Source organism: Streptomyces racemochromogenes, from assembly GCF_039535215.1.
In the GTDB taxonomy this organism is placed as follows: Bacteria; Actinomycetota; Actinomycetes; order Streptomycetales; family Streptomycetaceae; genus Streptomyces; species Streptomyces racemochromogenes.
Window position 1 is genome coordinate 2,265,800 of the sequence record NZ_BAAAWT010000001.1, and the last position, 23,764, is coordinate 2,289,563.

The 23,764-nt window shown below is 74.7% G+C and carries 18 protein-coding genes; 5 read left to right on the forward strand and 13 right to left on the reverse strand.

Going from position 1 to position 23,764, the window contains the following annotated elements; translation table 11 throughout:
- Positions 1-177: 177 nt before the first annotated feature.
- Positions 178-1,569, forward strand: coding sequence for a zinc-dependent metalloprotease (locus ABD973_RS10215; protein ID WP_125822443.1), 1,392 nt, complete (start codon positions 178-180; stop codon positions 1,567-1,569).
- Entirely contained in the window at positions 1,566-2,108 is a 543-nt protein-coding gene (locus ABD973_RS10220; protein WP_345499897.1) for an NUDIX hydrolase, read from the forward strand. Before ABD973_RS10215 ends, ABD973_RS10220 begins: the two co-directional genes overlap by 4 nt.
- 53 nt (positions 2,109-2,161) lie before the next feature.
- Here ABD973_RS10220 and ABD973_RS10225 read toward each other — a convergent pair whose 3' ends face one another.
- From ABD973_RS10225 to ABD973_RS10240, 4 genes are all read right to left on the reverse strand, one after another.
- Entirely contained in the window at positions 2,162-2,917 is a 756-nt protein-coding gene (locus ABD973_RS10225) for an AIM24 family protein (RefSeq protein ID WP_125594305.1), read from the reverse strand.
- Between the two features lie 15 nt (positions 2,918-2,932).
- Entirely contained in the window at positions 2,933-3,613 is a 681-nt protein-coding gene (locus tag ABD973_RS10230) for an AIM24 family protein (protein WP_125824162.1), read from the reverse strand.
- 29 nt (positions 3,614-3,642) lie between these two features.
- Positions 3,643-5,331, reverse strand: coding sequence for a TerD family protein (locus tag ABD973_RS10235; protein WP_345499899.1), 1,689 nt, complete (start codon positions 5,329-5,331; stop codon positions 3,643-3,645).
- A gap of 157 nt (positions 5,332-5,488) precedes the next feature.
- Positions 5,489-6,031, reverse strand: coding sequence for a M48 metallopeptidase family protein (locus ABD973_RS10240; RefSeq protein ID WP_345499901.1), 543 nt, complete (start codon positions 6,029-6,031; stop codon positions 5,489-5,491).
- A 228-nt stretch (positions 6,032-6,259) separates the two neighbouring features.
- Between ABD973_RS10240 and ABD973_RS10245 the strand changes: the two genes are divergently transcribed.
- A complete protein-coding gene (locus tag ABD973_RS10245) occupies positions 6,260-7,384 on the forward strand; it encodes a ThiF family adenylyltransferase (protein WP_345499903.1) in 1,125 nt (374 codons plus the stop codon).
- Between the two features lie 136 nt (positions 7,385-7,520).
- Complete coding sequence (locus tag ABD973_RS10250) at positions 7,521-8,849, forward strand: ABC1 kinase family protein (protein ID WP_125822439.1); 1,329 nt, start codon at positions 7,521-7,523, stop codon at positions 8,847-8,849.
- Positions 8,850-8,861: 12 nt separating this feature from the next.
- Here the strand turns inward: ABD973_RS10250 and ABD973_RS10255 are convergent, their stop codons facing one another.
- The 5 genes from ABD973_RS10255 to ABD973_RS10275 all read right to left on the reverse strand — a co-directional run bounded on the left by ABD973_RS10255 (position 8,862) and on the right by ABD973_RS10275 (position 12,806).
- On the reverse strand, positions 8,862-9,071 hold the full coding sequence (locus ABD973_RS10255) for a hypothetical protein (protein ID WP_125822438.1): 210 nt from the start codon (positions 9,069-9,071) through the stop codon (positions 8,862-8,864).
- 182 nt (positions 9,072-9,253) lie between these two features.
- Positions 9,254-9,586 carry a hypothetical protein gene (locus tag ABD973_RS10260; RefSeq protein ID WP_125822437.1) on the reverse strand — a complete coding sequence of 111 codons (333 nt, stop codon included), beginning with the start codon at positions 9,584-9,586 and terminating at the stop codon, positions 9,254-9,256.
- Positions 9,583-9,954 carry a WhiB family transcriptional regulator gene (locus tag ABD973_RS10265; protein WP_007266407.1) on the reverse strand — a complete coding sequence of 124 codons (372 nt, stop codon included), beginning with the start codon at positions 9,952-9,954 and terminating at the stop codon, positions 9,583-9,585. Before ABD973_RS10265 ends, ABD973_RS10260 begins: the two co-directional genes overlap by 4 nt.
- A 185-nt stretch (positions 9,955-10,139) precedes the next feature.
- Positions 10,140-10,463 (reverse strand): hypothetical protein, encoded by a 324-nt coding sequence (locus ABD973_RS10270; protein ID WP_386381593.1) that lies wholly within the window; start codon positions 10,461-10,463, stop codon positions 10,140-10,142.
- A 165-nt stretch (positions 10,464-10,628) separates the two neighbouring features.
- Positions 10,629-12,806, reverse strand: coding sequence for an ATP-dependent DNA helicase UvrD2 (locus ABD973_RS10275; protein ID WP_241253380.1), 2,178 nt, complete (start codon positions 12,804-12,806; stop codon positions 10,629-10,631).
- 254 nt (positions 12,807-13,060) lie between these two features.
- Between ABD973_RS10275 and ABD973_RS10280 the strand changes: the two genes are divergently transcribed.
- Positions 13,061-13,321, forward strand: a complete 261-nt coding sequence (locus ABD973_RS10280; protein ID WP_007266404.1) for a mycoredoxin — start codon at positions 13,061-13,063, stop codon at positions 13,319-13,321.
- Positions 13,322-13,420: 99 nt separating this feature from the next.
- Here ABD973_RS10280 and nudC read toward each other — a convergent pair whose 3' ends face one another.
- The 4 genes from nudC to ABD973_RS10300 are packed head-to-tail and all read right to left on the reverse strand — an operon-like array spanning position 13,421 to position 23,642.
- Positions 13,421-14,368, reverse strand: coding sequence for an NAD(+) diphosphatase (gene nudC, locus ABD973_RS10285; RefSeq protein ID WP_125603612.1), 948 nt, complete (start codon positions 14,366-14,368; stop codon positions 13,421-13,423).
- 50 nt (positions 14,369-14,418) lie between these two features.
- On the reverse strand, positions 14,419-15,849 hold the full coding sequence (locus ABD973_RS10290) for a dipeptidase (RefSeq protein WP_125822436.1): 1,431 nt from the start codon (positions 15,847-15,849) through the stop codon (positions 14,419-14,421).
- A gap of 10 nt (positions 15,850-15,859) precedes the next feature.
- Complete coding sequence (locus tag ABD973_RS10295; protein WP_345499913.1) at positions 15,860-19,573, reverse strand: UvrD-helicase domain-containing protein; 3,714 nt, start codon at positions 19,571-19,573, stop codon at positions 15,860-15,862.
- 43 nt (positions 19,574-19,616) lie between these two features.
- Complete coding sequence (locus ABD973_RS10300) at positions 19,617-23,642, reverse strand: UvrD-helicase domain-containing protein (protein ID WP_425586116.1); 4,026 nt, start codon at positions 23,640-23,642, stop codon at positions 19,617-19,619.
- Between the last annotated feature and the right edge of the window lie 122 nt (positions 23,643-23,764).

A 23,764-nucleotide genomic window follows, 5' to 3' on the forward strand; every position in this document is an offset into this window, starting at 1 on the left:
GTTGTCTTCAGTGGGGACGAGCTGTGACGCGTACCCACCAGGTGATGTCCATCCTGCCGCAGCCCAGGACCCGGCGGAGCACCGAGCCCGGAAGCGGGAGTGGTGTCTAGGCTGGGTGGTGTTGTCGGACCATCGCCCGTCGGCACCCGCCGGCGGCCCTACGAGCCGAGGAAACCCGTGAGCGACACCCCATTCGGATTCGGCCTTCCGCCGGAGGAGCCGGAGGACGGCGACAATGGCAAGAAGGGCGGCCAGGGAGGTCCCGCCAATCCCTTCGGGTTCGGCCCGGGCGGCCTTCCCGGCGGCTTCCCCGGCGGTGCGGAGAATCCGTTCGCCGCGATGTTCGGCTCGATGAACCCGAACGACCTCGGTGCCGCCTTCCAGCAGCTCGGGCAGATGCTGAGCTACGAGGGCGGTCCCGTGAACTGGGACATGGCCAAGGACATCGCCCGCCAGACCGTCGCGCAGGGCACCGCGGACGGGGTCAAGGACGCGAGCGTCGGCGTCGCGGAGAAGTCCGCGGTCGAGGAGGCCGTGCGCCTGGCCGACCTGTGGCTCGACGGCGTGACCTCCCTGCCGTCGGGTGCCAACGCGGCCGTCGCGTGGAGCCGTGCCGAGTGGGTCGAGGCGACCCTCCCGGTGTGGAAGGAGCTGGTGGACCCGGTCGCCGAGCGCGTCGGCGCGGCCATGGGCAGCGTCCTGCCCGAGGAGATGCAGGCCATGGCGGGCCCGCTGCTCGGGATGATGCGTTCCATGGGCGGGGCCATGTTCGGTCAGCAGATCGGGCAGGCGGTGGGCACGCTCGCGGGCGAGGTCGTCGGCTCGACGGACATCGGGCTGCCGCTGGGCCCGGCCGGGCGGGCGGCGCTGCTGCCGCTGAACATCGAGGCCTTCGGCAAGGACCTGAGCGTCCCCTCGGACGAGGTGCGGCTGTACCTGGCGCTGCGCGAGGCGGCGCACGCCCGCCTCTTCGCGCACGTGCCGTGGCTGCGCTCGCACCTTTTCGGCGCGGTCGAGGGCTACGCGCGGGGCATCAAGGTGGACACGTCGAAGCTGGAGGACGTGGTCGGCCAGCTCGACCCGTCGAACCCGGAGCAGCTCCAGGAGGCGCTCCAGGGCGGTATGTTCCAGCCGCAGGACACCCCGGAGCAGAAGGCCGCCCTGGCCCGTCTGGAGACGGCGCTCGCGCTGGTCGAGGGCTGGGTGGACGCGGTCGTGCACGAGGCGGCGAAGCCCCGTCTGACCTCGGCGGACGCGATGCGCGAGACCATGCGCCGGCGGCGTGCCTCGGGCGGTCCGGCGGAGCAGACCTTCGCGACGCTGATCGGGCTGGAGCTGCGTCCGCGGCGGCTGCGGGACGCCTCGCGGCTGTGGGCCTCGCTCACGGACGCGCGCGGCGTGGACGGCCGCGACGGGCTGTGGGAGCACCCGGACATGCTGCCGACGGCTTCCGACCTGGACGACCCGGACGGGTTCGTGCACCGCGAGCAGCTGGACTTCTCGGAGATCGACAAGATGCTCGGCGAGGCCGCCCGGCGGCGTGACGAAGAGGGCGACGACAAGAAGTGAACCTGTACGACGACGCGGTCCGGGTCCTGAAGGAGTACGAGGGCCCGGACGCCCAGCAGGAAGAGCTGCGCGGGGTCTACCTGGACCACCTGGCCGCCCACCCGGAGGGGATGTACAAGCCGTGCACGGCCGGGCACGTCACGGGCAGCGCGCTGGTGATCGACCCGGCCGGCGGCCGGGTGCTGCTGACCCTGCACAAGAAGCTCGGCATGTGGCTGCAGATGGGCGGGCACTGCGAGCCCGGTGACGCCACCCTCGCCGGGGCGGCGATGCGCGAGGCCGTGGAGGAGTCGGGCATCGGCTCGGGTCTGACGCTGGTGGCGGGCGGGCCGGTGCGCCTGGACCGGCATCCGATCCCCGCGCCGTGCAACTGGCACCTGGACGTGCAGTACGCGGTGCTGGCCCCGGCCGGTGTGGAGGCGGAGATCAGCGACGAGTCGCTGGACCTGCGCTGGTTCCCGTACGCGGAGGTGGCGGCGGTCGCCGACACCTCGGTGGTGCGGCTGCTGGAGGCCACCCGGGCGCGGCTGGGCACGTGAGGTGACGGGGAAGGGGCGGGCCCGTGCGGGTCCGCCCCTTCCCGGTGCGCCGGTCAGTTCCAGGCGTTGTTCTGGTTCTGGGCGTGCGCGCCGTGCTGGCCCATGCCGTACTGGGCGGCGAGGCCCTGGCCGAGCTGGGCGCTCTGCGGGGGCAGCACCTCGCTGGGCTGCACCAGGGCGAAGCCGGTGCCGAGGAAGCTGAGCTCCCACCCCTCGCCGGTGTTGCCGCGGCGCCGCCACACGCCGGTGGAGTGCGTCTGGGCCTGCATCTGAACGCGCAGCGAGGTGGACCAGGCGACGATGGCGTCGGCGTCGGCGTTGACGTACTTGTCGGGGGTGACCTGCATCATCAGCGGCTGGCCGGAGGTCATGAGGGCGACCTTGCCGCGGCCGGAGATGTTGAGCTGGTACTTGCCGGAGCCGGAGATCCCGTACTGGCTGTCGACGGCGATGACCTCGGTGTGCAGGGTGGAGTCCATGGCGAGGACGTAGCCGCTGTCGACGGTGAGGCCGTCGTGGTCCACGTCGACGACGTGGACGTACTGCGCGAGGTTGGCGAAGTAGACGGTGCCCTGGCCGGAGCAGCGCATCAGGTCGAGGCCCTCGCCGGTGCGGCGGCGGGCGCCCCGCTGGTTGCTGCTCTGGTACTCGCCGTCGAAGTCGACGATGCCCTGGTAGGCGACCATCGATCCCTTGCGGGCCAGGACGTCGTCGGAGCCGTTCAGGGTGACCCGCAGGAGCTGGGGGTTCTGGATGGCGTAGCGGTCCTGGGACTGCTGCTCGGCATGGCCGAAAAGTGAGCTCTGCATGATGTCCGCTCCCCCTCAGCCCCGGGTCCGGAGCCGGTCGGTGCTGTCCTCGCTGGGCTGTACGACGACGATGCCCTGGCCGGAGAAGGCCATCTGGTAGGCCTCCCCGCTGCCCCGGCCGATCATCGACGAGGCCTTGAAGCTGCGCTTCCCCTTGACCTTGAGGTTCGGGGACCAGGCGACGAGCGCGTCCGGGTCGACGTACGTCTCGTCGTCTCCGCGGCCGCAGTCGACCACGATCGGGGTGCCGCGCGAGGTGATGGCGACCCAGCCGGTGCCGGCGACCTGGACGTTGAACAGGCCCTGGCCGGCGAACTTCGCCATGCCCTTGACCCGCTCGACACCCCACTGGAGGTGGGCGTCGAAGGCGAGGAGGTTGGTGCCGTTGACGGAGAGGGCGTCGTTGGCGAGGTTGATACAGACGACGTCGGCGCCGTAGTCGGCGAGGTAGAGCAGGCCGTCGCCGGTGCACTTCATCAGGGGCGCGCCCTCGCCGGTCAGCCACTGGGAGGCCATCTGGCGGACGGCGGGCGGGTTGGGCTCGTACTGGACGAAGCCCTCGTAGGCGACCATCGAGCCGGTGCGGGCGAAGAGGTCCTGGCCGCTCTGCATGGCGACCTTGAGCATGGCGCGGCCGTGGTTCTCCATGCGGGCCGTGACGGGGGTCGGGGCGTAGCCCGCGAGCTGCTGGTTCATGGCGTTCATGGCGTTCATGTGGGGCTCCCTCAGACCTCGTACGGCTGGACGACGATGAAGTTGCCGGGCGCGCCGCGGAACTGGAGGTTCACGGTCTCCCCGCTGTGGCCCGGGTAGGCGTTGCGGCGCAGCCGGACCTGGCTGGAAATGATCACCTGTGAGGCGGCGGACCAGGCGACGATGGCGTTGCTGTCGGCGAAGGTCGTGGGGGTGACCGGCAGGACGACGGGCACGCCGTGCGTCTTGACGATGACCGTGCCGCTGCCCTGGAACAGCATGGTGAACAGGGCGCCGCCGGGGATGCCGTGGCCTTCGATGCGGCGGACCTCGTGCTGGAGGGACTCGTCGAAGGCGAGGACGCTCTCGGCGGAGACGCAGATGCCGTCGCCCTGGAGCTCGATGGCGTGCAGGTGGGCGCCGTTCTCGGCGAGGAAGACCTGCCCGCGGCCGGTGCAGCGCATCAGCTGCATCTCCTGGCCGGTGGCGTTGCCGACGATGCGGCCGGCGAAGCCCGCGCCCTTGTAGCTGAAGTCGACCTTGCCCTGGTAGAGGACCATGCTGCCCTGGCGGGCGAGGACGGCCTGGCCGCCCATCGACAGGTCGACCCGCATGAGCTGCTGGTTCTGCGGGGTCCAGCGGGCGCCGGTGGGGGCCTCCTTGTACGGCTGGAGGGCGAGGGCGAGGCCGGCGCCGGGCGCGGCGGCCTGCGGGGCCTGGCCGTAGGGGGCCGGGGGCTGCTGGCCGTAGGGGGCCTGCGGGGCGGGCGGCTGGCCGGGGACCTGGCCGTACGAGGGCTGCGGCTGCTGGCCGTAGGGCGCGGGGGCGGGGGCCGGCGGCGGGACCTGGGCGCCGTAGGACTGCTGGGGCTGCCGGCCGTACGAGGGCGGGCCGGGCTGCTGCGGCGGGTGGGGCGGCTGGCCGTACGGGGCCGGGGGCGTGCCGATCGGGCCGACCATGGTCGGCGCGGAGTGCACGGGGGCGGGCGCCGGGGGCTGCGGGGCCGGGGGCTGCTGCTGCGGCGGCGGGGCGTACGGGGCGGAGGCGGGCGGTTGCTGCTGCTGGACCGGGGCGCCGAAGGACGGGGCCGGGGCGGCGGCCTGCGGGGGCGGCGCGAACGCGGGGGCGGCGGCCTGCGGCTGGGCCGGGGCCGGCGGGTGGGCCGGGGCCTGGGGCTCGGGCTGCGGCTCGTCCTCGGCGACCTCTCCGCCGAAGTGCTCCAGCAGCGCGGCGAGGCCGCCGTCGAAGCCCTGGCCGACGGCGGCGAAGCGCCAGACGTCCTTGCGGTAGAAGTCGCCGATCATCAGGGCGCGTTCGGTGCTGAACTCGGAGCCGTTGAAGGAGTACCGGACGACTTCCTCGCCGCCGGCCACGATCCGGATGTAGCCGGGGCCGATCTGCGACATCTGGCCGGCGCCGTCGAGGGTGGCGCTGAAGGACAGCTTGTGGATGGAGGCGGGCACGTGGTCGAGGGTCACCCGGAAGGACTCGGTGTCCCCGGCCTGGGGGCCGAGCTGCTGGATGGACTCCTCGGGCGACTTCGGCTGGTTGTAGAAGACGAAGTAACGGTCGTCCGACAGGCGCTCGTCGGCGTCGAGGCCGAAGCAGCTGATGTCGAAGGTGAGCCCGGGCCCGGCGATCTGGACGCCCACGTACAGATCGGTGCCCGCCGTCAGGTCACTGATCCTGGCCTTGTGGCCGCGTTGGAATTCCCTGGCCATCTGTCCGACCGTCCCCCATCCCGACTTCGACTGCTCGATGTGTGCCGCTCAGGCTAACGGCTCCTGACGACATCCGGCCAAGCCGGTGCCGACCTGGTTCCGACCCGTTTCCGGCCCGGCCGCGGCCCGGCGCGCGTCCGCCTCGCGTGACGCGGGGTCACTCCCCGCGGGGGGCCGGGACCCGGGGCATGCGCTCCGCCGCGGCCACTCCCTCCAGGAACCCGCGGGCCCGCTCGGTCTTCGGGTAGGCCTCCAGCAGCTCCCAGAAACGGGGGCCGTGGCCGGGCACCAGGAGGTGCGCCAGCTCGTGGAGCAGCACGTAGTCGACGACGTACTCCGGCATCCCCTGGATGCGGTGGGACAGCCGGATGCTGCCTTCCGCGGGGGTGCAGGAGCCCCACCGGGTGTTCTGGTTGGTGACCCAGCGGACCGAGAGCGGACGCGCGCGGCCGCCGAAGTACTGCTCGGACAGACGCTCGGCGCGCGCGATCAGTTCCGCGTCGCCGAGGGTGCGCTTGCCCTCCTGGGCGGCGAGCTTGTCGAGCATGACGCCCACCCAGCGCCGCTCCTCGGCCTCGGACATCTGGGCGGGGATCAGGACGACGGTCCGCTCGCCCTCGCGGTAGGCGGACACGGTCCTGCGGCGGCGCGCGCTCCGGCGTACTTCGACGGCGCGCTGTGGCGGGTCGGCGGCTGGCACGCCTCGACGGTACCCGGTCGCCGTGGGGGAAATCCCGCGCGTCCGCGGTTCGGAACGTGATCGATTCCCCGGAAGGTCACAAACACGGCTATTCCTCATCCGATATGACCAATACCCCTTGCCTGTGGACGAATCTCCGCGCCCGGTCCGGCGGCCGGGCATGGTGGCGAAGACGGGGAATGCGTCGGGACGGGTCGGGATGGCTCGGGACGGCACGAGGTGGCAGTGATGTATCCGAAGGTGAAGCCCGCGCTGGCGCGGGCGTGGCGGGACCTGCAGACGGTCCAGTTCGGGGTGACGCCCGCCCACGCGGTGGTGCTCGGGCCGCTGGACACGGCGACGGGGTCGCTGATCGACCGGATCGACGGCACGCGGGGCATGGAGCTGCTGCGGGCCGAGGGCGCCGGGATGGGGCTGCCCGAGGGGCAGGTGGACGGACTGGTCCGGCACCTCGCCGGGGCCGGGCTGCTCGACGACCTCACCGCAGGGGGGCCGCGGGCGCAGGCCGTGCGCGGGAGGCCGGAGGTGCTGGAGCGGCTGGGGCCCGACCTGGGCTCGCTCTCGCTGGTGCACCGGGAGCCGGGCGGTGACCTGCGGGGGGTGGCGGCGCGCAGGGCGTTACGGGTCCAGGTGCGCGGGAGCGGCCGGGTGGGGGCGGTGATCGCCGCCGTGCTGGCGGGGGCCGGGGTGGGGCGGGTCGACGTGCTCGACGGGGGCCGGGTGGAGGCCGCCGACGTGGCTCCGGGCGGGCTGGATCCGGGGAGCGTGGGCCGGCCGCGGGCCGAGGCGGCGGCGGCGCTGGTGCGGGCGGCGGCGCCGGGGCGGGCTCCGGGTGCGGGCGATCCCGGGGGCCCGGGGCCGGAGCCGGCACTGGTGGTCCTCGCGCCCCGGGACGGCCTCCAGGCGTGGGCACCCGATCCGGCGACGGCCGCCGACTGGGTGGCGACGGGCACCCCGCACCTGTACGCGGGGGTGCTGGAGGGGACGGGGCTGGTCGGGCCCCTGGTGCTGCCCGGGTCCACGGCCTGCGCGGGGTGCATGGAGCGCGACCGCGTCGACGGTGACCCGGCCTGGCCCCGGATGCTGGTCCAGTGGCGCTCGGCGCACCGCCGGCGCGGGGCGGGGGCCTGCGACCTGGGGCTGTCCACGGCGGTGGCCGGCCTTGCCGCGGCGCACGCCCTGGCCTTCCTCGACGGGCAGCTGCCCGCTTCGACGGCCGCCCGGTGGGAGGCCGCCCTGCCCGGGCTGCACTGGCAGCGCACCGCGCTGCGCCCGCACCCGGACTGCCCCTGCGCGGCCGCGGCCCCGGGGGCGGCGGCCGGATCGGGGGCGGACGCGGCGGTGCGGTCGTGAGCCGCCGGACTCCCGGCGGAGCCGGGGCGGGTGCCCCGGTCCGGGGGGCCGGGGGGCCATGGCAGGATGCGACGGGGGCCGAGCCGCGCCCCGAACCGCCGCTCGCGGCGCAGCAGTCCGGAAACTGGAGGGGCTCATGTCCGATCTTCCCCGGAAGGCGGTCACGCGCACCGTCAAGCTGGCCGCGCTCCCGCTCGGCATCGCGGGCCGGGCCACCTGGGGGCTGGGCAAGCGGATCGGCGGGAAGTCGGCCGAGATCGTGGCCCGCGAGCTCCAGCAGCGCACCGCCGAGCAGCTGTTCCGCACGCTCGGGGAGCTGAAGGGCGGCGCGATGAAGTTCGGGCAGGCCCTCTCGGTGTTCGAGTCGGCGCTTCCCGAGGAGGTCGCGGGGCCCTACCGGGCGGCGCTGACGAAGCTTCAGGAGGCGGCCCCGCCGCTGCCGGCGGCACGGGTGCACGAGGTGCTGGCGGAGCGGCTCGGCGAAGACTGGCGGGAGCTGTTCGAGGAGTTCGAGGACAAGCCGGCCGCGGCCGCCTCGATCGGGCAGGTGCACCGGGCGGTGTGGCACGACGGGCGGCAGGTGGCGGTCAAGGTCCAGTACCCGGGGGCCGGGGAGGCGCTGCTGTCCGACCTCAAGCAGCTGGGCCGGTTCGCGGGCCTGCTGGGGCCGCTGGTCCCGGGCATGGACCTCAAGCCGCTGATCACCGAACTGCGCGACCGGGTCGCGGAGGAGCTGGACTACGAGCTGGAGGCCGAGGCGCAGCGCACCCACGCCGACGCCTTCGCCGCCGACGAGGACGTGGTCGTCCCGGACGTCGTGTACCAGGGTGACCAGGTGCTGGTGACGGAGTGGCTGGAGGGCACCCCGCTCTCCGAGGTGATCGCCGACGGGACGCGGGAGGAGCGCGACCGTGCCGGGCAGCTGCTGGCCGGGTTCCTCTTCTCGGGGCCCGCGCGCACGGGGCTGCTGCACGCCGATCCGCATCCGGGCAACTTCCGGCTGGTGTCGGGGGCGGACGGCCGGATGCGGCTGGGCGTCCTGGACTTCGGCACGGTGGACCGGCTGCCGGGGGGCTGGCCCAAGCCCATCGGCCGCTCCCTGCGGATGACCCTGGAGGGGGACGCCGAGGGGGTCTACGGGCACCTGTGCGCCGAGGGGTTCGTCAGGAAGAGCATCGAGCTCGACCCGGACGCGGTGCTGGACTACCTCAAGCCCATCATCGAGCCCGCCGAGGCCGAGGAGTTCACCTTCACCCGGCCGTGGCTGCGCGGGCAGGCGGCGCGGATCGCCGATCCCCGCTCGCCCGCCCACCAGTTGGGGCGGCAGATCAACCTGCCGCCGTCCTACCTGCTGATCCACCGGGTGACGCTGAGCACCATCGGGGTGCTGTGCCAGCTGGGCGCGACGGTGCGGCTGCGGGACGAACTGGAGTCCTGGCTGCCGGGGTTCCTGCCCGAGGACTGATCCGGGCGGGGATCACCACCAGGAGGAGTCGAGCCTGCCCTCGATCGCCCGGAGGTTGGCGCGCGCGCAGTCGACGCAGAAGTACTGTCTGGTCCCGTTCTCCACCGAGCACGTCCAGGTGGGCGGCGGGCCGCCTTCCGGGGAGCGGGCTCCGCAGCGCGCGCAGACGACGGTCGGGGCCTCGGGCCCCGGCGGGGTGGGGTGGGGGGTCGGCTGGTCCACCACCAGACGATATCCCCGTCGGCCCGCGCGGGGCCCCGCAACGCACCGGGGGGACCGGTCCGTTCGGACCGGTCCCCCCGGGGTCTGCCGTCGCCCGCTGTGTTCAGCGGGCTCCGGCGCCTTTCACGTGGCTTTCACGTCGCTTTCGAGCGGCTTGCGGCCCGGTCGGGCCGGTCGCCCGCTCAGTGCATGACGGCCATGGCCAGCGCGCGCCGGGCGCGCATGGAGACGCGCTCGGCCCTTCGCTGCATGCGCCGCGCGGCGACCAGGCGCAGGGCGTGACGCTCGGCGTCCGCCTCGCGCATGCGGTCGTCCATATGGGCACGGGCCAGGGCTTCTGGGATGAGTTGCATTTCGCGGGTCCTGTTCTGACGCGAGGTGGTCGCGCCTGCGGTGATGAAGTCTGCGGTGGCGGAGCCGTGCGGCTGCTCGCTCGTGGTGGCGTGGGGGGACATGGGGGCCTGCTTCAAGGGGTCGTGCGTGAGGGGGCGGTCGATGGTTCCGATGGCGGTCATGCCGCTGCAACCGGGTTCTTGCGCGGGCGGCCACGCGGCCGCTTGCGGGCCACGACCACGCCCTGGACGAAGAGCTCTCCGCCCCAGACGCCCCAGGGCTCGCGGCGCTCCTTGGCGCCGGCGAGGCAGGCCTCGACCAGCGGGCAGGTGCCGCAGAGGGACTTGGCGTACTCGACGTCCGCCGGGGACTCGGCGAAGAAGACCTCGGGGTCGAAGGTGCGGCACGGTACGGGGACGCCGAGGTTCTCGATGGCGTCGTCGAGCGCGGTGAGCGCGGTGAGGGGGGTCAAGGCGTGGTCCTCCGGGACTGCGGGCGGGGAGATCGTTTGGGTCTGCGGTACGGACGGGGCGTGCGCTTCGAGTTGCACGGTGTTTTCTTCCTCGTCTTGTTCGGCTAGTCGTTCCGGCCGGTCGGCCGGGTGGCGGCTGTGGTACCTGGTCTTGCCAGTCCCGAGGCCCCTTCGCTCCGTCGTCCCCGTTCGGGGACAAACAGAAGGGCCGCGGATCCCGGGTGGGGTTCCGCGGCCCTGAAGGCGCCGGCCTGATCATGCGATCAGGCTGGATCACTCCAGGGTTCGAGCCCGCGGAAGGCCCACATCAGGTGGTGCTGCTTGTTCTGCGTCTGCTGCGTCTTGGATCCGGCACCGGCCGCGGCCGCGAAGCCATAGGCGCCATGCGCCTTCTGGGCTCCCGCTACTGCCACCAGTGCCTGGGTCGGTCGCTCGTTGCGCTCGCTGACCGGAAGGGTCGCCAGCAGGGCGGGGCCGTCAGCGGCAATCGCGGACAGACCGGTGCCCCGGAGGGAGACGGAACCGAGCAGGCAGGAAGCGGCGACCGAGCGATCGGTCATTTTGGTGAAGGTCATGAAGCTGGTCACTGGTCTCGCCTCCTCTCGGCGTCTCGGGGACTCGGCCCGGGGGCCTGTCCCATGTATTCGGATAAGTACAGCACGGATCCGGAGCTTCGGAGAAGCCACCGTTTCCGTTGCTAAGAACCTATGGGGCTTCGCCGGGCATGTGCAAACTATTTTTCCGACGAGTTTCTACGCGTCGTCAGAATCCTCACCGTCAGTCTCCTGACCAGCACAGATGGCCAGGACGTCGGTCCCGTAGCGGTCGAGCTTGCGGCCCCCCACGCCGGAGATCATCGCGAGCTCTCCGGGCTCGGAGGGCGCGGCCTCCGCGATGGCCATGAGGGTTTTGTCCGTGAACACACAATATGCGGGCATTCCCTGGAGCTTCGACTGAGTGGCCCGCCACTCCCGCAGCCGCTCGTAGAGCCCCTCGTCCATGTCCGAGGGGCAGTCCCCGCAGCGCATCAGCTTGATGTCCCCGGCCTCGGTCAGGGTCCGGCCGCAGACCCGGCACAGCACCGGCCCGCGGCGGCCCCGCTTGCGCGGCGCGCCCTCGGCCGCGGCGCCCGCCCGGCCGGCGGGGGCCGCGGAGCCCGGCCGCAGCCCGTTCAGGAAGCGGCTGGGGCGGCGGGAGGCCCGGCCGCCCGGGGCCCGGGAGAGCGCCCAGGAGAGGGTCAGGTGCAGCCGCGCCCGGGTGACGCCGACGTAGAGCAGCCGGCGTTCCTCCTCGACCTGCTCGTCGGTCTTGGCGTACGTGATCGGCACCATGCCGTCGGTGAGGCCGACCAGGAAGACGGCGTCCCACTCCAGGCCCTTCGCGGCGTGCAGCGAGGCGAGGGTGACGCCCTGGACGGTCGGCGCGTGCTGCGCGGCCCTGCGCTCGTCCAGTTCGACGGTGAGCTCGGCCAGCCCTGCGCCGGGGCGGGAGCGGGCGAAGTCCTCGGCGAGGCGGACCAGCGCGGCCAGCGATTCCCACTGGTCGCGCACGGCGCCGGAGCCGGCCGGCGGCTCGGCGGTCCAGCCGGTGGAGCTGAGCACGGCCCGGACCTGGGCGCCGAGCTCGACGACGTCGTCGAGCAGCGGGTCGTTGCCGGCGGAGCGGGCGGCTCCGCGCAGCGCGAGGACCGCCTTCTGCACCTCGGCGCGCTCGAAGAAGCGCTCGGCGCCGCGCAGCTGGTACGGGACGCCGGCGTCGGCGAGGGCCTGCTCGTAGACCTCGGACTGGGCGTTGATGCGGTAGAGCACGGCGATCTCGCCGGCCGGGACCCCGGCCGCGATCAGGTCGCGGACCCGGCGGGCCACGCCCTCGGCCTCGGCGGGCTCGTCGGGGTACTCGGCGTAGACCGGGTCGGGGCCGGGCTCGCGCTGGGAGACCAGCTCCAGCCGGTGTTCGGCGGCCCGGCCGCGGGCCTGGTTCAGCAGGCCGTTGGCGAGGTGGACCACCTGGGGGGTGGAGCGGTAGTCGCGGACCAGCTTGACCACGGTGGCCTGCGGGTAGCGGGTGCGGAAGTTCAGCAGGTGGTCGGGGGTGGCGCCGGTGAAGGAGTAGATCGTCTGGCTGGCGTCCCCGACGACGCAGAGGCTGTCGCGGTCACCGAGCCACAGCTCCAGCAGGCGCTGCTGGAGCGGGCTGACGTCCTGGTACTCGTCCACCACGAAGTGCTGGTACTGGGTGCGGATCTGCTCGGCGATGTCGTGGCGGTCCTGGAGGATGCCGACGGTCAGGAGCAGCACGTCCTCGAAGTCGATCATGCCGCGGTCGCGCTTGAGCTGCTCGTACGTGCCGTAGATCTGGGCGATCTCGGCCATGTCGCGGGGGGCCTCGCGGCCGGCCTTGAGGGCGGCCGCCGGGTAGTCGGCGGGGACGGTCTGGGTGACCTTGGCCCACTCGATCTCGCCGGTGACGTCGCGCAGCTCGTTGCGGTCGAGGCGGACGCGGCAGCGCGCGCCGGCCTCGGCCACGAACTGGATCTTGCGCTCCAGGAGCCGGGGCACCTCCCCGCCGATCGCCCGGGGCCAGAAGTACTGGAGCTGGCGCAGGGCCGCGGAGTGGAAGGTGCGGGCCTGGACACCGCCCGCGCCCAGGGAGCGCAGCCGGCCGCGCATCTCGCCGGCGGCCCGGTTGGTGAAGGTGACGGCGAGCACGCTGGCCGGCATCAGCTGGCCCGAGCGGACGCCGTAGGCGATGCGGTGGGTGATCGCGCGGGTCTTGCCGGTACCGGCACCCGCCAGCACGCACACCGGGCCGCGCAGGGTCGTGGCGACCTCGCGCTGCTCAGGGTCCAGGCCCTGGAGCACGGCGTCGGCGTCGACGTCGGGCGCGCCGCCGCCGGCCGGTACGGATGAGGAGTGCGTTGCTGCTGTCACCCCGCCATGCTGCCAGGTCCGGTGGGCCGGACGGGAAACCCGTCCACAGGCCCGCGGGATCCGTCGTACCGGCCGGACCGGTGGATCAGCAGGTGCCGCAAGGCCCGGCCACGGCCGGGCCGGGAACGGGCCGGCCGGCAGTCGGATCGGTCACACCGGGCGGCGCGGCGGGAATGGCACGGCGGGGCGGGACGTTCGACTCCTCGGATCACCACCGGCCCCGCGATCCACCGACATCCCACAGAGGAGCGAGCATGCAGGACACCGGCACCGTCACGATGTACAGCACCACCTGGTGCGGCTACTGCCGTCGGCTGAAGACCCAGCTGGACCGCGAAGGCATCGCGTACAACGAGATCAACATCGAGCTCGACCCGGAGTCCGCGGCGTTCGTGGAGAAGGCCAACAACGGCAACCAGACGGTCCCCACCGTGCTCGTGAAGTCCGCCGCCGGCAGCGAGTCCGTGATGACGAACCCGAGCCTGGCCCAGGTCAAGCAGGCCCTCGCCGTCTGACCGTCCGCGACGCGCGCTTCCGGAACGGCCCCCGCCGCGGCGGGGGCCGTTCCGCGTCCGCGGCGATGCCCGCCGTGGACGCGGCCGGGCGCCGGCGGCTCAGACCGCCGAGGGCCCCTTGGGCAGCGGCTGCCCGTACCAGAGCTCGACCAGGCGGGCCGCGATGGAGATGCCCGACGGGGGCAGCACCTCGCCGGCCTCGATCGCCGCGCGGTAGTCCTCGCGGGAGAACCAGCGGGCCTCCTGGATCTCCTCGCCGTCGACCGTGATCTCCGAGCTGACCGCGCGGGCGTTGAAGCCCAGCATCAGGCTGTACGGGAACGGCCAGGGCTGGCTGGCGACGTACTCGACCTCGCCGATGCGCACCCCCGCCTCCTCCCACACCTCGCGGACCACGGACTGCTCTATCGACTCGCCCGGCTCCACGAAGCCCGCCAGCGTCGAGAAGCGGCCCTCCGGCCAATGCACCTGGCGGCCCAGCAGCGCCCGGTCCCGCTCGTCGGTGACCAGCATGATCACCGCCGGGTCGGTGCGCGGGTAGTGCTCGGCCCCGCAGCCCGGGCAGCGGCGGATGTGGCCGGCCGCCGCCACGACGGTGCGCTCGCCGCAGCGGGAGCAGAAGCGGTGCATGCGCTGCCAGTTCTCCAGCGCCACCGCGTGCACCATCAGGCCCGCGTCGCGCGGGTTCAGCAGCAGCCCGGCCTCGCGGAGCCCGGCCGGGCGGGCCGACTGGTCCATGCGGCCCGGCAGGGAGTCCTTCTGCAGCGCGAAGTACCGTATGCCGTCCTCGTCCGTGCCCAGGAAGTACCGGTGCGTCTCGGTGACCGGGGCCTCGAAGGCGGGGGTCATCACGATGCCCGTGCCGCCGTCGGGGGTGTCGTCGATCAGCACCTGGCCGCCGGAGACGACGAAGACGCGGGTCGTCGGGTGGCTCCAGGCGGCGGCGAGCCACGCCTCGTCGAGGCGGTGGTGCGCGGCGCGGTCGATGCCGCTGGGCGCGGTGAGCGACAGAGGACGCTCGGTGTGGGTGCTCACTGGTACTTCCAACTCCCCCGGTGGTGGGACAAGGCAGGCGTACGGGACGTGCTTCGGGCTCTTCAGGCCGTGGCGGCGGTGGCCGCCGCGGGCCGCGGCGGCGACCAGTTCGCGGCGAGGTCGCCCCACAGGTAGGCGGTGGTCTCCACGCCCTTGAGGAGCAGGTCGAGCTCGACCTTCTCGTTCGGCGAGTGCCAGCCGTCGGACGGGACGGAGATCCCGAGGAACAGGACGGGCGCGTCCAGCACGTCCTGGAGGTCGGCCGCCGGGCCCGAGCCGCCCTCGCGGGTGAAGCGGACCTGCCGGCCGAAGGCGCGGCCCATGGCGCGGACGACGGACCGCAGCGCCGGGTGGTCCAGCGGGGTCAGGCAGGGGCGGGTGGGCGCGCCGAAGGTGACGGAGTACCGGATCCCGGCGGGGACGCGGGCCGCGAGCCAGTCCCGGAAGGCCGCCTCGACCTCGTACGGGTCCTGCCCCGAGACCAGGCGGAACGACAGCTTCAGGTGGGCGGAGGCGGGCACGATGGTCTTGCCGCCGGGGCCCTGGTAGCCGCCGCCGATGCCGTTGACCTCGGCGGTCGGGCGGGCCCAGACGCGCTCGAGGGTGGAGTACCCGGCCTCGCCGGCGGCCGCGTACGACTTGGCCGTGCGCAGCCACTCGGCCTCGTCGAAGGGCAGTTCGGAGATCAGCCGGCGCTCGGCGTCGGTGAGCTCGGCGATGCCGTCGTAGAAGCCGGGGAGCGTGACCCGGCCGTCCTCGTCGTGCAGCGCCGCGACGACGCGGGCGGCGACGGTGGCCGGGTTGGGCACGGCACCGCCGAAGGCGCCCGAGTGGATGTCCTGGTCGGGGCCGTGGAAGTCGATCTCGCAGTCGGCGACGCCGCGCATGCCGGTGCAGACGGTGGGGGTGGTCTCGGACCACATGCCGGTGTCGGAGACGATCACGACGTCGGCCGCGAGTGCGGCGGCGCGGGCCTCGACGAGGTCGCGGAAGTGCGGGGAGCCGGACTCCTCCTCGCCCTCGATGAGGAGCTTGAGGTGCACGGCGGGGGCCTCGGCCCCGGTCGCGGCGAGGTGGGCGCGCAGGCCGAGGGTGTGGAAGAAGACCTGGCCCTTGTCGTCGGCGGCGCCGCGCCCGTACATCCGGCCGTCCTTGACGACCGGCTCGAACGGCTCGGTGTGCCAGCCGTCGGCGAGGGCGGCGGGCTGGACGTCGTGGTGCCCGTAGACGAGGACGGTGGGGGCGGCCGGGTCGGCGGCCGGCCAGTGCGCGAACACGGCGGGGGCGCCCGGGGTGTCCCACACCTCGGTGACCGGGAAGCCGGTCTCCTTGAGCTTCGCGGCGAGCCAGTCGGCGCTGCGGCGTACGTCGTCCGCGTGCTCGGGCTGCGCCGAGACGGAGGGGATGCGCAGCCACTCGGCGAGGTCGTCGAGGAAGGCGGCGCGGTGGGTGTCGATGTACGTGCGGACGACGCTGTCCGGGGTTTCGCTCATGGCCACGAGCCTAGCCGTCCGCCCGGGGGGCGCCGTCCGGGCCCGATTCGCCTTGGAGGATCCGCTCAAGACGCTCGCGTCCCGGCAGGTCACGGGGGCGGATCACGCGGCCGCTGCGGACGTGCAGGAAGGCCGCCGAGACCCGGTCGAGGGGGGTGCCGGTGGCTTCCGCCCAGGCGAGGCGGTAGACGGCGAGCTGGAGGGGGTCGGCCTGGGTGGTGCGGCCGGTCTTCCAGTCGACCACCTCGTACGAGCCGTCCGCGTCGCGGTACACGGCGTCGATCCGGCCGCGGATCACCCGGCCGGCGAGGGTCAGCTGGACCGGGGCCTCCATCCGGTACGGGGTGCGCTCGGCGTACTCGCTGCGCTCGAAGGCGGCCTTGAGGGCGGCGAGGTCGGCCTCGTCGGCGACCTCCTGGTCGGAGCCGGGGAGGTCGGCGGCGGGATCGAGGAGGTCGTCGAGGAGCGGCAGGGGCAGCTCGTCGAAGCGGGACTCCACCCAGGCGTGGAAACGGGTGCCCTGGCGGGCCGCGGGCTGCGGGGGCTTGGGCATGGGGCGGGCGAGATCGCGTACGAAGGCCTGCTCGTCGGCGGCCAGTCGCAGGAGCTGGCTCGCGGACAGGGCGGAGGGCAACTCGACGTCCCGCACGGCTGCGCGGGCACGGCGGAGCTCGCCCTCGAGGGCGTCGAGGTCCCGGTCCCAGGAGGCCACCGCGCGGGCCTCCTCGGGGGTGAGGTCACCCGTACCGCCGCGCGGCGGGCCCTGCGGGCGGGGGGCGCCGGGCCGCTGCGGGCGTCGCGGCCCGGTGGCGTGCGGGTACGGCCGCGCCGGGCCCCCGGCCTCGCCGGCCCAGAGGTCCTCGTCCCGGTCGCCGGTGCCGCTCCGCGGTGCGGCCTCGCCGGCCCAGGGGTCGTCGGCGGGGGCGTCGCCGCGGGCCGGGCCGGGGTCCGAGGCCACGGCCTCGCCGGCCCAGAGGTCGTCCTCGTCCGGGGACACCGCGGGCACGGCAGTCCCCGCCCCAGGGGACGGGCCCGGCGCGCCGGGCCGGGCGGGCACGGCCTCGCCGGCCCACAGGTCGTCCTCGTCCGGGGACAGCGCGGGCACGGTGGACCCCGCCCACAGGTCGTCCGCCGGGGGGACCGGTTCGTCTTCGTACGACGGGTCCTCGCAGTCGGGGGGCCAGAGGTAGGGGGGCTCATCGGACGGGGGCCGGGTGAGGTGGGCTTCGACCAGGGCGGCCGCCTCGCGGCGGAGGGCCAGGGAGGCCGGGTCCAGGGGCAGGGGCCAGGAGTGGTCCTGGGCGGCGTCGCCGGCCAGGGCCGGGTTCTCGGCGTCCGGGGCCGGCTCCTCCGCCCAGGCCTCGATCTCGCCGTAGCCCGCCTCGCAGTGGGCGTACAGGGCCTGCAGGAACGCCGAGGGGCCCCGGCGGCGCTTCTGGGTCGGCCCCCACCAGTGGCCCGAGGCGAGGAGGAGGGAGCGGGGGCGGGTGAAGGTGACGTAGCCGAGGCGGAGCTCTTCCGTCTCCTTGTGGGACTTGAGGGCGGCCTTGAAGGACTTCAGGCCCGCCGAGGTCCACGCCGGGGCGGCCGGGAGGGTGCCGGCGTCGCCGCGCAGGGCGTACGGCAGGACCTTCGGGTGCGCGGTCCAGGCCTCGGGGGCCTTCTCCTTCGGGAAGGAGCCCGCGCACAGGTCGGGGACGACCACCACGTCCCACTCCAGGCCCTTGGACTTGTGGGCCGTGAGGACCTTCACCGTGTTCTCCCCGCCCGGCAGGGCGTGGTCGAGGCCCTTCTCGTACTGGGCGGCGGTGCGCAGGAAGCCGAGGAAGGCCGGCAGGGTGGCCTCGCCGTCCAGGGCGGCGAAGCCGGCCGCGACGTCCAGGAAGTTGGAGAGGGTCTCGCGGCGGCGGGCCGCGAGGGCGTGGGGGGAGGCGGAGAGCTCCACGTCCAGGCCCGTCGTGGCCAGGACGCGGTGCAGGACGTCCATCAGCGGGTCGGAGAGCGAGCGGCGCAGGTCGCGCAGCTCCTGGGCGAGGTGCGCGAAGCGGACCCGGGCTGCCGCCGAGAAGGGCAGGTCCCCGGGGGCCGAGCCGTCCAGGAAGGTGTCCAGCGCGTCGGCCAGGGAGACGACCTCGGCGGGGTCGACGCCCTCGACCGCCGCCGCGAGCCGGCCGTCGGGGCCGTCGGCGGCGTCGGGGCGGGTGACCAGCTGCCGGGCGAGGCGCCCGAGGAGGGCCAGGTCGCGGGCGCCGATCCGCCAGCGGGGGCCGACGAGGAGGCGTACCAGGGCGGCGTTGGCCCCGGGGTCCTGGAGCACCTCGCAGACGGAGACCAGGTCGGCCACCTCAGGGAGGTGGAGCAGCCCGGACAGGCCGACGACCTCGACCGGGACGTCACGGGCGACCAGGACCGCCTGGATCCGCGCGAAGTCGGCGGCGGAGCGGCACAGCACCGCGATCTCGCCGGGCTCCCGGCCCGTGCGCACCAGGTGGGCGACGGAGTCGCCGAGCCACTCCAGTTCCTCGGCGTGGGTGTTCAGCAGGGCGCAGCGGACCGTGCCGTCGCGTTCGGCGCCCGGGGCGGGGCGCAGCGCCTCGACGCCCTCGTGCATGGCGCGCAGCGGGGCGGCGAGGCCGTTGGCGAGGTCGAGGAGGCGGCCCCCGCTGCGCCGGTTCTCGCTGAGGGAGAGGCGGGTCGCGGGGCGGCCGTCGGCGTGCGGGAAGTGCTCGGGGAAGTCGTCGAGGTTGGCGACGGACGCGCCGCGCCAGCCGTAGATGGCCTGGCAGGGGTCGCCGACGGCGGTCACCGCGTGCCCGGTGCCCGCGCCGAAGAGGCCGGACAGCAGAAGCCGCTGGGCGACGGAGGTGTCCTGGTACTCGTCGAGGAGGACCACCCGGAACTCCTCGCGGAGCAGGGCGCCGACCTCGGGGCGGGTGGTGGCGAGCCGGGCGGAGAGGGCGATCTGGTCGCCGAAGTCGAAGAGGTCGCGGGAGCGCTTGGCGGCGCGGTAGCGGGAGACCAGTTCCAGCAGCTCCAGGCGGCCGCGTACCGCCTCGGGGACCTTGCGCAGGTCGTCGTTGGTGAGCTTGGTGTCCGCGAGGACGTCGAGGAGCCCGGTGTCGTACGCGCGCAGCGCGTCGGGGTCGACGAGGTGCTCGGAGAGTTCCCCGTCGAGCGCGAGGAGGTCGCTGACCAGGTCGGGAACGGACTTGGTGAGGGAGGGGTAGGGGCCGGGGGCCTCGCGGAGCACCTTCGCGGCGAGCTGGAAGCGGGTGGCGTCGGCGAGGAGGCGGGCGCTGGGCTCCAGGCCGATGCGCAGGCCGTGGTCCTTGAGGAGCTGCCCGGCGAAGGCGTGGTAGGTGGAGATGCGGGGCTCGCCGCCGGCCGTCCCCGCCTCGACGTCGGCCGGGGACGGGTCGGGGTCGGTGACGCCCGCCCGGGCCAGGGCCTTGCGGACGCGCTCGGCGAGCTCGCCGGCGGCCTTGTTGGTGAAGGTCAGGCCGAGGACCTGTTCGGGGGCGACGGTGCCGGTGCCGACGAGCCAGACGACGCGGGCGGCCATCACGGTGGTCTTGCCGGAGCCGGCGCCCGCGACGATGACCTGGGGGGCGGCGGGGGCGGTGACGCAGGCCAGCTGTTCGGGCGTGAACGGGATCCCGAGGAGCTCCTTGAGCTGCTCGGGATCGTCGAGGGCGGGGGCCCGCCCGGACACGTACGCGGTCACCTCAGAAGGCTAGCCGGAGCCGCCGACACTCCCGGCCGGCGTCTCATTCCACGGTCTGGCGGCCCTCGGGGCGGGCGCTGCACGCGCTGCGGAAGCTGCAGCGGGCGCAGTGTTCGCCGGTGGCGGGGGCGAAGCGTTCGTCGAGGACCCGGCCCGCGGCGGTGGCGAGCAGGTCGCCGACCCATTCGCCGTCGCCGGAGCCGGTGCCGTCGCCGGGGCCGGCGGCTGACCCGGACAGGGGTTCCTGCGCCTGGATCTTCGGGACCTCGTCGCCGCCGTCGCGCTTGGCGGCGCCCTGGCGCAGCTGCACGAGTTCGGCGCCGCCGGGTTCGGGGCGGCGGCCGTCGAAGACCTCGTCGACGGCGCCCTCGCGGACGGCGAGCTGGTAGACGGCGAGCTGCGGGTGGCGGGCGACCTGGTCCTTGGTCGGGGCGCCCTTGCCGGTCTTGAAGTCGACGACGTACGCGCGGCCCTGCGGGTCGGCCTCGACGCGGTCCATGGAGCCGCGGATCCGTACGGCGTACTCGCCGGCGTCGAGGGTGACGTCGAAGTCGTGCTCGGTGGCGACGGCGGAGCGGCCGCCGCGGTCGGTGGTGTGCCAGCGCAGGAAGCGTTCCAGGGCGGCGCGGGCGTTGTCCTTCTCCTGGCGGGACTTCCAGGGGGCGTCGAAGGCGAGGGCGTCCCAGACGGAGTCGAGGCGCTCCATGAGGACGGCCAGGTCGGCGGGGGTGCGGCCGGATGCGACCTCGTCGGCGAGGACGTGGACGACGTTGCCGAAGCCCTGGGCGGCGGTGGAGGGGGCGTCGGCCTTGACCTCGCGGCCGAGGAACCACTGGAGGGAGCAGGTGTTGGCGAGCTGGTCCAGGGCGCTGCCGGAGAGGGTGACGGGCCGGTCGGGGTCGCGCAGCGGCGCGGCGGAGGCGGTGGGCTCGTACAGGCCCCACCAGCGCTGCGGGTGCGCGGCGGGGACCAGGGGGCGGTCCTCGTCGTCGGTGAGCGCGGCGAGGCGGGCCAGGCGGCGGGCGGCGGCGTCGCGCAGCGCGGGCGAGGCGTCGGGGTCGACGGTGGTGGCGCGGAGCTCGGCGACGAGCGCGGGCACGGCGAGGGGGCGGCGGGGGCGGCCGGTGACGTCCTTGGGGGTGACGCCGAGTTCGGTGAGGAAGCGGGAGGGCTGGTCGCCGTCCTCGGCGGGGGCCTTGACGGCGGTGACGACGAGGCGGTCGCGGGCGCGGGTGGCGGCGACGTAGAACAGCCGGCGCTCCTCGGCGAGGAGCGCGCCGGGGGTGAGGGGTTCGGCGAGGCCGTCGCGGCCGATGCGGTCGGCTTCGAGGAGGGAGCCGCGGCGGCGCAGGTCGGGCCAGAGCCCTTCCTGGACCCCGGCGACGACGACGAGGCCCCACTCCAGGCCCTTGGAGCGGTGGGCGGTCATCAGGCGTACGGCGTCGGTGCGGACCGCCCTGCCGGTGAGGGTGTCGGCGGCGATGTCCTCGGCCTCCAGCTGTTCGAGGAAGTTGAGCGCGCCGCGGCCGCCGGTACGTTCTTCCGCGCGGGCGGCGTTGTCGAAGAGGGCGCAGACCGCGTCGAGGTCCCGGTCGGCGTTGCGGCCGCCGGTGCCGCCGCGGCGGGCCTGGCGTTCGAGGCGCTGCGGCCAGGGGGTGCCGTCCCAGAGGGTCCAGAGGGCCTCCTCGGCGGTGCCGCCGCCCTGGAGCAGCTCGCGGGTCTTGCGCAGCAGCAGGCCGAGGCGCTGCGCGCCGCGGGCGTAGGCGGGGTCGTGGGCGGTGAGCCGCTCGGGCTCGGCGAGGGCGCGGGCCAGCAGCACGTCGGAGGGCGCGGGCACGGCGACGCCGGCGGCCCGCTCCTCGTCCCGCAGCGCCCGCCCGAGCCGCCGCAGATCGGCGGCGTCCATCCCGCCGAGCGGCGAGGCCAGCAGGGCCAGGGCCCCTTCGACCCCGACCCACCCTTCGCCTCCGGCGGTCACGGTGCTCCCGTCGGGGCCGCCCCCGTCCGCGCCGGATCCCGCCCCGGCGGCTACGGAGCCGGACCCGTCCGCGCCGGGCACGACGGCGGTGCCGCCGGCACCCGGCGCCCCGCCCTCGCCGGGCAGCGGCTCCGCACCCGCCTCGGCGCCGAAGCCCGGGGGAAGGTCCCGCCCACTCGCCCCGAAGTCACGAGCGGGCAAGCCCGTCTCGGCCCCTGCGGCGCCCGGTCCCGTACCGACGGCGTCGGCGTCGGCGTCGGCGTCGGCATCGGCGTCGGCATCGGCATCGGCATCGGCATCGGCATCGGCATCGGCATCGGCGTCGGCATCGGCATCGGCGTCGGCATCGGCATCGGCGTCGGCATCGGCGTCGGCGTCGGCATCGGCGTCATCCTGCGGGACGGCCGCGTCCGGCAGGGCGGTTGCCCCAGCCGACGGATCGGGCACGCCGGGGCGGGCGGGCTCGTCCGGGACCGCGTCCGGCAGGGCGGCACCGGGCCCATCGGAGCCTGCCGCCTCGGCGGCCTCCGGCAGCACGGCCCCCAGGGCGGTGGCACCCGTCTCCGTGTCCGGCCGGGCCCCGACCGCCGCCTCGTCGGCGCCCGGCAGGGCGTCGGCCTGGGGCGCCGCGTCGTCCGCGCCCGGCAGGGCAACGGCTTCGGCGGCCGCCGGGCCGGTCCCACCCGGGTGGGCGGGGCCCTCCGGGGTTCCGCCCGGCAGGGCAGCGATCTCCGCCGCGTCGTCCGTGCCCGGCAGGGCTTCGGCGTCGGCCGGCGGGGGCGTTCCCTCCCCCTCCTCGCCCGGCAGGGCAACGGCGGCGGTGGCCGTGAGGCGGAGGGCTGTCAGGAGGGGGGCGACGGCGGGTTCGTGGCGGAGGGGGGTGGAGGCGGCGTCCGTTTCCGCCGGGACTCCCGCCGCGATCAGGGCGCGCCGCATCGCCGGGAGGGTGCGGCCGCCCGCGCGGACCAGGACGGCCATGTCCCGCCAGGGGACGCCGTCCTCCAGGTGGGCGCGGCGCAGCACGTCGGCGATGTTGTCCAGCTCGGCGCCGGCTGTCGGGTACGTGTACACCTCCACGCTGCCGCCCTCCCGGGCCGCGGCGAGGTCCCGGTGGGCGCGGACGGCGGCCGCGGGCAGCCGCGGCAGGGGCATGCGGGTGGTGAGGAGGCGGGTGGCGGCCAGCAGGTTCGCTCCCGAGCGGCGGCCCGTCGTCAGGGCGCGGACCGACGCGCCGGGGAAGGCCGACTCGAAGTCGAGGACGTTGTTGATGTCGGCGCCGCGGAAGGCGTAGATGGACTGGTCGGGGTCGCCGAAGGCCACCAGCGTCCCGGCCGGGCCGTTCAGGGCGCGCAGCAGCCGCAGCTGGGAGGCGTCGGTGTCCTGGTACTCGTCCACCAGGATCACGTCGTACGAGGCGGGCAGGGCCGGGGTGGTCTCCGCCAGGAGTACGGCGCGGTGCAGGAGCTCCGCGTAGTCGAGGGAGCCCTGGAGGTCGAGGACGTCGAGGTACTCGGAGAGGAAGGCCGCGGCCGCCTTCCAGTCGGGGCGGCCGATGCGGTCGGCGAAGCCGGCGAGGGCTTCGGGGCCCAGGCCCAGTTCGCGGGCGCGGGCCAAGACGGCGCGGACCTCGTCGGCGAACCCGCGCGTGGTCAGCGCGGCCCGCAGGTCGTCCGGCCAGCGGATGGACCGCAGCCGCCGCTGGCCCTCCAGCAGGGTGCGGACCATCACGTCCTGCTCCGGACCGGACAGCAGCCGCAGCGGGTCCGCGAACAGTTCGTGGTCCTGGTGGGCGCGGACCAGGCCGTAGCAGAAGGAGTGGAAGGTGGTGGCCTGCGGGGCGCGGGCGCCGCCGAGCCGCAGGGCGGCGCGGTCGCGCAGCTCGACGGCCGCCTTCCGGCTGAAGGTGAGGATCAGGATCCGGGCGGGGTCGGTGCCGGCCTCGACCCGGGCGGCGGCGGCCTCCACGAGGGTGGTCGTCTTGCCGGTGCCGGGCCCGGCCAGGACCAGCAGGGGTCCGCGGGTGTGATCAACCACCGCCCGCTGGGCTGCGTCCAGAACAGGGGGAGCCACCTGGACCGGCCCGGTGCGCACCAGGCGGTACGCGTCAGGCGTGCGCGTACGCCGCTCCGAGCGGCCGGGGGGAGAGGTGATCACGTGGGGTGCCGGTCCTGGTGGGTCTGCGGTTGCTGCGGTCTGCCCGGCGGCCGCGGCGG

Excerpts from the sequence above, each read along its gene's own strand:
- ABD973_RS10225 (WP_125594305.1), bottom strand. The coding sequence starts at position 2,917 with ATGCAGAGCTCACTTTTCGGCCATGCCGAGCAGCAGTCCCAGGACCGC.
- ABD973_RS10230 (WP_125824162.1), bottom strand. The coding sequence starts at position 3,613 with ATGAACCAGCAGCTCGCGGGCTACGCCCCGACCCCCGTCACGGCCCGC.
- ABD973_RS10235 (WP_345499899.1), bottom strand. The coding sequence starts at position 5,331 with ATGGCCAGGGAATTCCAACGCGGCCACAAGGCCAGGATCAGTGACCTG.
- ABD973_RS10245 (WP_345499903.1), top strand. The coding sequence starts at position 6,260 with ATGTATCCGAAGGTGAAGCCCGCGCTGGCGCGGGCGTGGCGGGACCTG.
- ABD973_RS10250 (WP_125822439.1), top strand. The coding sequence starts at position 7,521 with ATGTCCGATCTTCCCCGGAAGGCGGTCACGCGCACCGTCAAGCTGGCC.
- ABD973_RS10260 (WP_125822437.1), bottom strand. The coding sequence starts at position 9,586 with ATGACCGCCATCGGAACCATCGACCGCCCCCTCACGCACGACCCCTTG.
- ABD973_RS10280 (WP_007266404.1), top strand. The coding sequence starts at position 13,061 with ATGCAGGACACCGGCACCGTCACGATGTACAGCACCACCTGGTGCGGC.
- ABD973_RS10290 (WP_125822436.1), bottom strand. The coding sequence starts at position 15,849 with ATGAGCGAAACCCCGGACAGCGTCGTCCGCACGTACATCGACACCCAC.